We start from the raw sequence: 11,038 nt of genomic DNA on the forward strand, positions 1-11,038 counted from the left end.
TCACTCAGGCTTCGCTGGCGACCACGAGGTAGCCGGCTTCGGCGATTGCCTCGCCGATTTCGGAGGAGGACAGTGCTTCGCTGGAGGTGATCGTGACGGTGGAGATGCCGCCGGCGTTGAGGTCGACGTCGATCTTTTCGACGCCGGAGAGCGCCTCAAGTTCTTCGCTGACAGAGGACACGCAGTGGCCGCAGGTCATGCCGGAAACGTTGACGGTGGTGGAAACGGGGGCCATGGGATGCTCCTTGTCGCTGGGCCGGGTGTGGTTCCCCGGCCCGGTGGTGTGGTGGGTGGTACGGGTACTAGCGGAGCAGGCGTCCGATGGCATCGGTGGCCTCCTTGACTTTGACATCGATGGCCTCCGCCCGAAGCTCCGGATCCGGCTCGGCGGCGGCGCCGACAACGCAGTGGCCGATGTGCTCTTCGACAAGCCCGAGGCTCACAGCATGCAGGGCCTTGGTGACGGCGGCGACCTGGGTGAGGATATCGATGCAGTATTTGTCCTCGTCAACCATCCGGGCGATGCCGCGGACCTGCCCTTCGATCCGCTTGAGACGGCGAAGGTAGGCGTCCTTGTTGGACGTGTAGCCGTGTTCAGGGGGCGGGGCGTCAAGGGGAACAGTGTCCAGACGCGCCATGCCGGGGACTTCTGACTCGCTCATGCCCTCAACATATACCCCCCAGGGGTATGTTTCAAGCCCGCGGCGCGGCCGGCGCAGCATGTGGAATGTTTGCGCAAAACAAAGAGCTCCGGAGTGCGTTATTGGGGGATACGCACTCCGGAGCAGCTTTGGGGTAGGCCGTTCCTCCGGCCTACAGATCGAGCTTACTCGCCGGTAGTGGGGTAACACCAGCGCTCTGAATAAGTACTTTCGCTTTACTTTCTTCCGGCCGGAGCGAGGGCCGGAACGATCAGGATCGGACGTTCCTGATGGTGGCTGAGCCATGCCGCCACGGAGCCGTTCAGCGCGGCGGAGATGCGGTGGCCGATGCCGCGTTCGGGGGTCCCCACCACGATCATGGATGCGTTGGTGTCCGCGGCCAGCCTGCCGATCGCCCGGGCGGGATCCCCGGCCAGGGTGCGCAGCGTCCAGTCGATGCCCAGGGGAACGCAGAGTGCCTCAACAACGGAACGCAGCTCCTGGGCGGTGGCCCGGATCCGGGCGTCGTCCGCGTCCGGATGCAGGGACAGGCGGTGCGCGGACCGCGCCGGATCCCACTCCACGAGGTAGCTGGCCTCGTCCACATAGGCGCAGATCAAGGGCGCGGCGAGGGACTTCGCGAGGGATGCCGCCGTCTGCAGCACTTCCGGATACTGTCCCGGAACCACACCCACCACGAGGGGCGCCGGGCCGTGGGCGGAGTCGTCAGGCATACTTCATTCTGGCGCCGGGGTGCGGCCCTGAACAGGGGCTTACTTCCCGTCTGCCGGCCCGGGGCGGTGCGGGCGCCGTTTGCCGCAGCCTCCCTTGAACAGCCCGGGGGTGGGGCCTACGGTTGAAGAACACAGGAGGAGGTGGCCGCCGTGGAGATCTACATGTGGTGGTTGGATCTGGATTTGGCGAGCAAAGAATGGCTTCGGGAAAACCTGCGGACCATCGAACTGCCCGAGGCCGTGCAGCGGGGAATCGCGGATGCCGGCGGGCCCGGTCCGGCTGAACCGTCCGCCGCCGGCGCGGCCGTATTGACTGCCGCGGACTGGGACTTTATCGAGACGCAGTCGGAGTTCGTCGACTGAAAGATGCCACCGGCGCGGCAGCGCAGGCCGGCGGGCGCCGGGAGAAAACCGTTGCGGCCTTCCGGCGGGGATGGTTGCATGGACCCCATGGCTACTGCAGAGAGTTACGTCCTGGCGATCGGGACCAAGAAAGGCCTTTGGCTGGCGACCAGCCAGGACCGGAAGGACTGGTCGCTGTCCGGCCCGCATTTTCTGATGAGTGAGGTGCCCAGCATCGCCATCGATACCCGCGATGACAGGACCCGGATCCTGGTGGGGGTCCGCTCCGAGCACTGGGGTCCCACGGTTTTCCACTCAGATGATCTCGGCGGATCCTGGACCGAACCCGAAAACGGCGCCATCACGTTCCCCGACGGCACCGACGCCGCCCTGGAACGGATCTGGCAGATCTATCCCGACGCCGGCTCCCGCCCGGGCGTCGTGTGGGCGGGCTGCGAACCGATCTCGGTCTGGAAATCCACCGACGGCGGCGAGCACTTCGAGCTCAACCGCGGCCTCTGGGACCATCCGCACCGCAGCGAATGGGGCGCAGGCTATGGCGGCGCTGCGGCGCACTCAATCGTCGTCGACCCCACGGGCGAGAAAGTCCACGTCGCCATGAGCACCGGAGGGGTCTACCGCTCGCTCGACGGCGGCGCCTCCTGGGAGCCGCGCAACAAGGGAATTTCCGCGTACTTCATGCCGGATCCCAACCCGGAATTCGGCCAGTGCGTCCACAAGATCGCGGCCGACGCCGCCGTCGACGGCCGCCTGTACGCGCAAAACCATCACGGCGTGTACCGCAGCGACGACGACGCCGAATCGTGGGAGTCGATCGCCGAAGGGCTGCCGGCGGACTTCGGTTTTGTGATGCTGACGCATCCGCGCCGGGCCGGTACCGCCTGGGTGGTCCCGCTGAAGGCTGACGGCGAACGTATCCCTCCGGAAGGGAAGCTGGCCGTGCACCGGACCGATGACGCCGGCGCCAGCTGGAAACGGCTCGATGCCGGGCTGCCGGAAGCCGAGTACAACGCAGTGCTCCGTGATGCTGCCAGCGTCGACGGCGCGGAGCCTGCGGGCGTCTACTTCGGGACGCGCGGCGGCAGTGTCTACGCCAGCGCTGACGAGGGAGAACACTTTACCGAGGTCGCCTCGCACCTGCCGGACGTGCTGTGCGTGCGGGCAGCCGTGGTCTCCACTGCCCTGCTCCCGGCGCAGGCGTGAAGGGGTAAAAAGCGCATGAACAGCGGCGACGCCATGCCGGCAGACTCGGTGATCAGCGTGGTCCTGCCCAGCGTCCTCCAACCGCTCGCCGGCGGGCAGTCCATCCTGACTGCGCCCGCCGAGGCAGCGGTGACGGTGGAGTGGGTGCTGGATACGGTGACCGGGGGCTATCCGGCGCTGTCGCGGCGGTTGCGGGACGAGACCGGAACTGTTCGCCGTTACGTGAATATATACGTCAACGGGAATGAAATCCGGCGGCTGCAGGGTCTGGTGACTGCCGTGGCGCCGGGCCAGGAAGTCCTCATCATCCAGTCGGTGGCCGGAGGCTGACGCCTCAGGCGACCCGCCAGACGCTGCATTCGTCGGCGTTGATGGCCTTGCGCATGCCTGTGTGGCGGTCCATGATCCAGACGACGCCGATTCCGGGGGCCGTTTCCTGAACGCTGCCGCGGCGGATCACGACGTCATCGTAGTTCGGGCCCACCCGCAGGCGGGCCTCGATCTCATCGCCGCGGTGCAGCTGGTCGAGCGCGCGGACGCGGGTTACATGGGCTTTCGCTTCCTTCAACATGGCGGGGCCTCCTGGACTGGAGTCGGTGCCTGCTCTTGCCGGCACTTCCAGTCTCCTGCGCCAATGTTGCGTCCGCGTTTCGGCACGGTAAGGGGCCGGTTAGATTTCGGGGGCGCAACGGATACCGGCCCCCATCAGGGCTGCGGTGCGCCCTCAGGGGAGCTGGCGTTCGCCCGGGCGCTCGACCCGGAGCCACCGGTACCCGTAGCGGTCCAGCGGGACTTCGAAGGCGCCGTCGTCGGAGAGCGGGATGTCCTCGCCGCCGAGCAGATCCCGGAGCACGGCCCCGGCGTAGGACCGCCCCGCCGCGTCCTTCCCGTCCGGACCCCCCGGGCCGCCTTCCTCGCCCTCCGGCGGGACCACCGAGGCCGTCACAGACGCCGGCTCGGCGCCAAAATTGTGGGCGACCACCACCGTGGAGCCGTCCCACGTGCAGCGGTGCAGCAACACCGCCGGTGAGGCCTGCTTGATGAGGGCAAACCTGCCCCAGCCGAGCTCGGGACATTCCCGGTACCGCTGGATCAGCGTCGCGATGAAGTTCCACAGCGAATCGGGATCCCGTTTTGCGGCCGCGGCGTTGATGCGCGCCGGCCCGAACGGTCCGTCCACGGGCTGGGCGACGAGGTCCCCCGGCGGGGCGGTCGAGAAGCCGCCATTTTCGGTGTGGTCCCACTGCATGGGAGAGCGGACGGCCGAGCGGCCCTTCGCGCGCAGGTCTTCGCCCATCCCGATTTCTTCGCCGTAGAAGAGCACCGGGGTGCCCGGCAGCGAGAACATCAGGGAGTACACCATGCGGATCCTGGCCGGGTCGCCGCCGAGCATGGTGGGCAGCCGCCGCCGCAGTCCGCGGCCGTACATCTGCATATCGGGATCCGGGCCGAAGGCCGCGAAGACCTCCTCGCGTTCGGCATCGCTGAGCTTGTCCAGGGTGAGTTCATCGTGGTTCCGGACGAACATGGCCCATTGGTTGTCGGGATTGATCTTCGGACGGCTGCCGAGCGTCCGGGCCAGCGGCCGGGCGTCCTGTCGGGCCAGTGACAGGTACATGTTCTGCATGGAGAGGAAATCAAACTGCATGTTCAGCTCGTTGCCGGCCGGGCCGTCGAAGTACTTCAGCTGCTCTTTGTATGGAAGGTTGACCTCGCCCAGCAACACCGCACTGCCATGGCGGCGGTTGAGGAAGCTGCGCAGGGCGCTCAGGTACTGGTGCGGGTCGATTTTCGCGGCTTCATCCTTGGGCTCGCCGATCAGCTCCAGGAAGAAGGGCACCGCGTCCAGCCGGAACCCGTCCAGGCCTAGCTGAAGCCAGAATCCCATCGACTTCGCAATCTCGTCCCGCACCTTGGCATTCATCACGTTCAGGTCCGGCTGGTGTTTGGCGAACATGTGCAGATACCACTCACCGGTGGCCTTGTCCTGGGTCCAGATGGACGTTTCCTCGCCGGGAAACACCACCTGGTCCGAGGTGTCCGGCGGCGTGTCCTTCCGCCAGACGTAGTAGTCGCGGTAGGGGTTGTCCACGGACTTGCGCGCCTGGACGAACCACGGGTGCCGGTCGGAGGTGTGGTTGATGACAAAGTCCGCGATCACCCGGATGCCGCGGTCGTGGGCGGTGCGGATGAATTCCACCAGGTCCCCCAGGCTTCCGAGCCGGGGATCCACGCCGTACATGTCGGTGACGTCGTAGCCGTCGTCGCGGTCCGGGGAAGGGTAGAAGGGCATGAGCCAGATGCACGTGATGCCGAGCGCGGCAAGATAGTCCACCCGCTGGATCAGTCCGCCGAAATCTCCGGTGCCGTCGCCGTCGCCGTCGAAGAACGTCTCCGGATCCAGGCAGTAAATCACCGCGTTCTTCCACCAGAGGTCCGAGGTCTCGGCGATTCTCACAGCGCACCGTCCGTTCCGAACGGAGCCGGTCCCGCCGCCGGGCGGAGCTGGGGGAGGACGTGCTCGGCGAAGGCCTCGATAAACGGCGTCTGCTCCTGGCCGACAAAGTGCAGGTACAGCTCATCGAACCCGAGGTCCAGATAGGAGGCCAGCCATTGGGCGTGCCGCCCGGCATCGGCGGAGACGTTGACGGCCGCCCGCACCTGGTCCTCCTGGACACCGGCGCTGACACCGTCGAAATGGGCCGCCGTGGGCAGGTCCCAGGGAATCGGCGGAGCAAAGACGTTGGTGCGCCACTGGTCCTCGGCGATCGCGACGGCCTCTGCCTCTGTCGGCGCCCAGGACAGGTGGACCTGGAGGGCTGCCGGCCCGCGGCCACCGGCGTTCCGGTACGCCGCCACCATGTCCTTCAGCTTTCCCGCCGGCTGGTTGACGGTGACGAGTCCGTCGGCCCAGTCCGCTGCACGGCGCGCTGTTTCCACGCTCACCGCCGGGGCAATGATCGGCGGTTTGGTCTCCGGAACATCCCAGATCCGGGCTTGCTCCACCGTGACGAGGCCGTGGTGCGTGACCACGTCGCCGGCGTGGAGCCGGCGGATGATGTCTACGCATTCCTCCAGCCGGCGCTGACGCGTTTCCTTCGGCGGCCAGGCCTGGCCGGTGATGTGCTCGTTCATATACTCGCCGCTGCCCGGGGCCATCCAGAAGCGGCCGGGAAACATGTCCGCCAGGGTGGCGGAGGCGTGCGCGATGATCGCGGGGTGGTACCGCTGCCCGGGCGCCGTCACCACCCCGAAGCGCAGACCGGTGGTAGCCAGCGCGGCCCCGAGCCAGGACCAGGCGAACCCGGAGTGGCCCTGCCGGGCGGACCACGGCTCAATATGGTCCGAACACATGGCGGCATCGAAGCCTGCCTGCTCGGCCAGTTGAACGTCCTGCAGGAGGCGGCGGGGGCTGATCTGTTCATGCGAGGCGTGGAACCCGATGGTAGCCATCACCCATGTTTACCGCCGGGGCCGGGCCGTGTCGAGGAGCCCCCAGTTGAGGAGCCCCTAGCGAGAAGCCACGGCGTGGGGGTGGCGGTGCCGGGTCCGCGGCGCAAGAATGGGCGCTATGCACCTGCCGTTGATGCCTCCCATTGCGCCCATGCTGGCCAAAGCACTCCCCGCGCTGCCGTCGCCGGACGCCGGAACGGGCTGGCTCTTTGAGCCGAAATGGGACGGTTTCCGCTCCATCATCTTCCGTGACGGCGACGAGGTGGAGATCGGCAGCCGGAACGGCAAGCCGATGACGCGCTATTTCCCCGAGCTTGTCGAGGCGCTGAAGTCGGAGCTGCCGGAACGCTGCGTGGTGGACGGCGAGATCATCCTGGTGGCGGCCTCCGGGGACCGGCTGGACTTCGACGCGCTCCAGCAGCGCATCCATCCGGCCGCCAGCCGGGTGAAGCTGCTCGCGGAACAGACCCCGGCGCGCTTCGTGGCGTTCGACCTGCTGGCCCTCGGCGACGAGGATCTCACGGGCAAACCCTTCTCCGAGCGCCGCCGGCAGCTGGAGCGCGCACTGGCAGCCAGCGCGGCGCCGGTCCACCTCACAGCCGCGACCTCCGACCGGGACACGGCGCAGCGCTGGTTCCGGCAGTTCGAGGGCGCCGGACTGGACGGGATTGTGGCCAAGACGCTGGAGGGCAGCTACCAGCCGGACAAGCGCGCGATGGTCAAGGTCAAGCACGAACGGACGGCGGACTGCGTGCTGGCCGGATATCGCGTGCACACCTCCGGTCCGGACCGGATCGGCTCACTGCTCCTGGGGCTCTACGACGACGCCGGGGTGCTGGCGAACGTCGGCGTGGTGGGAGCCTTCCCGATGGCCCGGCGCGCGGAGCTGTTTGCCGAGCTGCAGGAGCTGGTCACCGGTTTTGACGACCACCCCTGGGCCTGGGCCCGGCAGGAGGAGGGGGCGCGCACTCCGCGGAAGGCCGAGGGAAGCCGGTGGAGCGGCGGCAAGGACCTGTCCTTCACCCCGCTGCGGCCCGAGCGCGTGGTGGAAGTGAAGTATGACCATATGGAGGGCGAAAGGTTCCGGCACACAGCCCAGTTCCTGCGCTGGCGTCCGGACCGTGATCCGCGCTCCTGCACCTATGACCAGCTGGAGGAACCGGTGAAGTTCGATCTCGCCGCGGTACTGGGCGCCGCCCGCTAACCGGGTAGCCCGCTCACCCGCTCAACGCATTAACGACGGCGGCCCGCCCCCCGAAGGCGGTTTCTAGGGGTCGTTGCAACACCTGCTGGTTAGGTGGTCAGTAGTAAATCACGTAGACGCTCGGCTGGAGTATTCCAGCCGAGCGTCTTGCGTGGGCGTCCGTTGAGTTCCTGCGCGACGTGCTCAAGGTCTTCGGGTCCGTAGACGGACAGATCGGTGCCTTTGGGGAAGTACTGGCGCAGCAGCCCGTTGGTGTTTTCGTTGGAGCCGCGTTGCCAGGGGCTTCCCGGATCGCAGAAGTAGAGATCGCTGACTGGTTGTAGGCGCCGGTGATGAGGTCCCCTTCCCAATGGCCCGGCACGGCGCGGTCCTCGATTTCGGGGGGGCGCTCGGAAATCATGACCATCGGATCCACGAACCTGGAGGTGCGTTGCTCGCCGGTGCGGTGGGGTTTGCGGCGGGTCCGGCCAGTGCGCAGCGCGGTCTGTATCTCGCGCTTGAGTCCCCCTCTTGCCTGGACGTAGAGGGCTTGATAAATCGTCTCTGGACTCACGCGCATCTCCGGGTTGTCGGGGAACTCTTCGACCAGGGTGTGGCTGATCTGCTCCGGAGACCAGCGTATGAGCAGTTTGTCCTTCACGTAGTCGCGCAGGTCCGACTCCCCAGCGAGCTTGGCGCTCTTGGGCCGTGCGCGCCGGGCGGCGGCCATCCGTTGCGCCCCGTGCGGCAGGTAACCCAGCCGGGGATCGGTGTTGCGGTCCAGCTCGCGGCTGATCGTTGAGGGCGATCGTCCCAGGGCGTAGGCGATCGCCCTGGTTGCAGTACCGGCAGCTTTCAGATCCCGGATCGTCTCCCGCTCCTGCACGCTCAGGAACCGCGGATCGATGGTCTTCTCCAGCGCGGCCACCGGGATCGACGGGACCAGGGCCGGTCCCGTCGTGCCCGCGGGAGGGGTCATAGTGGTCACACCACGTTTGTAGTCGACCACCCGGCCATCCGGGTAAATGCGTCGGTCGCCGGACTTACGGATCCCGCGGTCCCACTCTTCGGCGCTCCGGAGATGTATGCCGACCACCGCGGCAGCCTTCCGCCGGTTCAACCCGGTCTTGCGCAGCCGGAAGTACTCATCCCGCCCGGGGTGAGGGCCCGCCCCCGGTTTCCCATAGCTTTTCAACCCGGCTTTACGCACCCAACCGGCGCACGTGTCGGGATTCAAACCGAGTTCCCTGGCAGCCTGCCGCGTGCTCTTTAGCCGGTCGAACACGACGAAGAACTCGTCCTTCTCCTCACGCGTGTACTTTCTCTGGCCCGCCTGCCGATTTCGCGGCTTCCCTTGAGTCAGTCCCGCTTTGCGCGCCCATTGATAGCACGTCATCTGATTGAATCCGAGCTCCGCCGCGGCCGCGCTCACACTCCCCAGCCGGTCCACCACCGACAAGAACTGGTCCTTCTGCTCCGGCGTGTACTTCCGCCGCCGGGCTGTTTCCTCCGTTAAAAACGACACGGTCGTTGCAACTCCCAAAGTGTTGGGTGTTGCAACGACCGTTAGAACCCGCCATCATGGCTTAGCGGCCGTTCGTGGCACTTCGTTGGATGGTCCGGGCCTGCCCCAGGGGTCAGAGTCCCGGCGGGCTCCCGGCCCTAGCGCTTTTCGCAGGCGATGCCGTCGTTGTCACGGTCGAGGTCGTACTGGCGGAAACCGCCGTCGTTGAGGTTGTACAGGGTGTTGTCGACGCGGAACGTGGTGACAGGCTTTCCGCTGGTCTTGTCGCGGGCGCCCTTCTTGCCGACGCCGTGCGGGTAGACCTTGTTCAGCTCCGTGCAGTTCTTGTACGACTTCGGCGCCGGCGCGGCGGTTGCCGGCACGGCCGTGGCGCTCAGGACGACGGCGGTACCCGCCAAGGACGCGATAAGCAATTTTTTCAGGCGCACGTTTAAGAGCACTCCCCCAGGTAGAAGCCCTCAGCCGCGGATCGGCGAGGGGCAGGAAAATGCTAACCCACGAATTCGCTGTTTCCGGTCAGGCTCAAGCGCCGTGATCCGAGCCCTGGTCCAGCTTGTCGAGGTCCTGGGCCACCATCGCCTCGCTGCGCTGCCACAGCGCCTTCGCCAGGCCCGCATCGTAGGCCTGCTTGTTGGCCTTCGAGAGCGTCCGTTTGGCGTAGTAGGCGCCGGAGATCCAGTCGTGGCCCGGGGTGGCGTTGGCGAGCCACACAAGGGTGTCCGCGCCCTGGTCAGGGGTCAGCATGAAGCGCTTGAGGAAGGACTTGTAGGCCAGGCGCATGGGGCTTGTGGAGTCGGCAGCGAAGTTGGTGGCCACGCCGCCGGGGTGGAACGCCGCCGTCGAGATCCCCTCGGTGTTGTAGCGGTTGTGGAGTTCGGCGGTGAAGAGGATGTTGGCGAGTTTGGCGTTGCCGTAGGCGCGGTTGGTGGAGTAGCTCTTGGCCGCGTCGAGGTCGTCGATGTCGAACTTGGCGAAGAGCGAATTCGCGACGCTTGAGGTGTTGATGACGGTGGCCTGGCTGGCGGTCAGCACCTCGATCAGCTCGGTGGTGAGCAGGAACGGAGCCAGGTGGTTGACCTGGAAGGTTTTCTCGTGGCCGTCCACGGTGAGCTCACGGGGCCCCATGATGCCGCCGGCGTTGTTAGCCAGAACGTCGATCCGCGGGTACTTTTCCTTCAGCTGCGTGGCCAGGGTCCGCACCTGGGCAAGGTCGGCGAAGTCGCTGACAAAGAAATCGGCGCCGATTTCGTTCGCAATCGCCTCGCTCTTTTGCGCGGAACGCCCGACGACGACCACACGTTCCCCCTGCCGGGCGAAGGTCCGCGCAGCGGACGCGCCGATGCCGTCGCTGGCTCCGGTGATGACGATAGTGCGCTCGGGCATTGAGGTGTCCTTAGAACGAAGCGGTGGGCTGGTCTTTGGGAATCCAGCCCCGTCGAATTCTAACGAGCCTAACTAGGAGTTCGTTCCGGAAGGCCTGCGTGCCGGCTCCGGGTTTGCTGGGAGTCCCGCGACGCTCCCTCAGGTTTCGCGGCATATCCTGCGACGCTCCCGCAGGTGTTGCGGGGTCCGGCGGGATGCTCCCGCAGGTGTTGCGGGGTGTGGCGGGATGCTCCCTCACGTTTGGCGGGGTGTGGCGGGATGCTCCCGCAGGTGTTGCGGGGTCCGGCGCCGGGCCGGATTTTGTGGAGGGGGTTTAAATGCGGGAGGACCCCCACCTGGTGGTGGGGGTCCTCGACCGTTAATGGTGTTCCGGCGGTGACCTACTCTCCCACACCCTCCCGGGTGCAGTACCATCGGCGCTGTGGGTCTTAGCTTCCGGGTTCGGGATGGGACCGGGCGTTTCCCCCACGCTATGACCGCCGTAACCCTTGCTCCGCCACGCACCCGCTGGGCGGGGGTGGGGAAAACTGTGGTTACAACATCTGTGGTGTTG

At 66.7% G+C, this 11,038-nt stretch carries 12 protein-coding genes, 1 rRNA gene and 2 pseudogenes; 4 read left to right on the forward strand and 11 right to left on the reverse strand.

Annotation, left to right across the window (positions count from 1 at the left end):
• Positions 1-4 precede the first annotated feature (4 nt).
• From AC1D1W_RS02210 to AC1D1W_RS02220, 3 genes are all read right to left on the reverse strand, one after another.
• The gene (locus AC1D1W_RS02210; protein ID WP_243178110.1) at positions 5-235 is read right to left on the reverse strand and encodes a heavy-metal-associated domain-containing protein; all 231 of its coding nucleotides are present in this window, start codon (positions 233-235) and stop codon (positions 5-7) included.
• Positions 236-302: 67 nt separating this feature from the next.
• The gene (locus AC1D1W_RS02215) at positions 303-638 is read right to left on the reverse strand and encodes a metal-sensitive transcriptional regulator (RefSeq protein ID WP_243178399.1); all 336 of its coding nucleotides are present in this window, start codon (positions 636-638) and stop codon (positions 303-305) included.
• A gap of 239 nt (positions 639-877) precedes the next feature.
• Positions 878-1,375 (reverse strand): universal stress protein, encoded by a 498-nt coding sequence (locus AC1D1W_RS02220; protein WP_476942810.1) that lies wholly within the window; start codon positions 1,373-1,375, stop codon positions 878-880.
• A gap of 150 nt (positions 1,376-1,525) precedes the next feature.
• Between AC1D1W_RS02220 and AC1D1W_RS02225 the strand changes: the two genes are divergently transcribed.
• The 3 genes from AC1D1W_RS02225 to AC1D1W_RS02235 all read left to right on the forward strand — a co-directional run bounded on the left by AC1D1W_RS02225 (position 1,526) and on the right by AC1D1W_RS02235 (position 3,271).
• The gene (locus tag AC1D1W_RS02225; protein ID WP_028277621.1) at positions 1,526-1,738 is read left to right on the forward strand and encodes a hypothetical protein; all 213 of its coding nucleotides are present in this window, start codon (positions 1,526-1,528) and stop codon (positions 1,736-1,738) included.
• A gap of 78 nt (positions 1,739-1,816) precedes the next feature.
• On the forward strand, positions 1,817-2,941 hold the full coding sequence (locus tag AC1D1W_RS02230) for a WD40/YVTN/BNR-like repeat-containing protein (RefSeq protein WP_243178108.1): 1,125 nt from the start codon (positions 1,817-1,819) through the stop codon (positions 2,939-2,941).
• A 15-nt stretch (positions 2,942-2,956) separates the two neighbouring features.
• Positions 2,957-3,271, forward strand: coding sequence for a MoaD/ThiS family protein (locus AC1D1W_RS02235; RefSeq protein WP_476942811.1), 315 nt, complete (start codon positions 2,957-2,959; stop codon positions 3,269-3,271).
• Between the two features lie 4 nt (positions 3,272-3,275).
• Here the strand turns inward: AC1D1W_RS02235 and AC1D1W_RS02240 are convergent, their stop codons facing one another.
• From AC1D1W_RS02240 to AC1D1W_RS02250, 3 genes are all read right to left on the reverse strand, one after another.
• A complete protein-coding gene (locus AC1D1W_RS02240) occupies positions 3,276-3,512 on the reverse strand; it encodes a hypothetical protein (protein ID WP_018775353.1) in 237 nt (78 codons plus the stop codon).
• Between the two features lie 153 nt (positions 3,513-3,665).
• Complete coding sequence (locus AC1D1W_RS02245) at positions 3,666-5,399, reverse strand: alpha-amylase family protein (RefSeq protein WP_243178106.1); 1,734 nt, start codon at positions 5,397-5,399, stop codon at positions 3,666-3,668.
• Positions 5,396-6,394: a TIGR03885 family FMN-dependent LLM class oxidoreductase gene (locus AC1D1W_RS02250; protein ID WP_243178105.1), complete on the reverse strand. Its 999-nt coding sequence runs from the start codon at positions 6,392-6,394 to the stop codon at positions 5,396-5,398. Before AC1D1W_RS02250 ends, AC1D1W_RS02245 begins: the two co-directional genes overlap by 4 nt.
• Positions 6,395-6,512: 118 nt before the next feature.
• Between AC1D1W_RS02250 and AC1D1W_RS02255 the strand changes: the two genes are divergently transcribed.
• Positions 6,513-7,598, forward strand: a complete 1,086-nt coding sequence (locus AC1D1W_RS02255; protein ID WP_223914914.1) for an ATP-dependent DNA ligase — start codon at positions 6,513-6,515, stop codon at positions 7,596-7,598.
• 89 nt (positions 7,599-7,687) lie between these two features.
• Here the strand turns inward: AC1D1W_RS02255 and AC1D1W_RS02260 are convergent.
• The 5 genes and pseudogenes from AC1D1W_RS02260 to rrf all read right to left on the reverse strand — a co-directional run bounded on the left by AC1D1W_RS02260 (position 7,688) and on the right by rrf (position 10,969).
• Positions 7,688-8,697 (reverse strand): annotated as a pseudogene (locus AC1D1W_RS02260) (IS30 family transposase).
• 252 nt (positions 8,698-8,949) lie between these two features.
• Positions 8,950-9,102, reverse strand: a pseudogene (locus AC1D1W_RS02265) (transposase); the annotation flags it as partial.
• 137 nt (positions 9,103-9,239) lie between these two features.
• Entirely contained in the window at positions 9,240-9,530 is a 291-nt protein-coding gene (locus AC1D1W_RS02270) for an excalibur calcium-binding domain-containing protein (RefSeq protein ID WP_476942812.1), read from the reverse strand.
• Positions 9,531-9,624: 94 nt separating this feature from the next.
• Positions 9,625-10,485 (reverse strand): SDR family NAD(P)-dependent oxidoreductase, encoded by an 861-nt coding sequence (locus AC1D1W_RS02275; protein ID WP_476942813.1) that lies wholly within the window; start codon positions 10,483-10,485, stop codon positions 9,625-9,627.
• 367 nt (positions 10,486-10,852) lie between these two features.
• Positions 10,853-10,969, reverse strand: a 5S ribosomal RNA gene (gene rrf / locus AC1D1W_RS02280).
• Between the last annotated feature and the right edge of the window lie 69 nt (positions 10,970-11,038).

Source organism: Arthrobacter sp. P1_B4 (assembly GCF_056406555.1).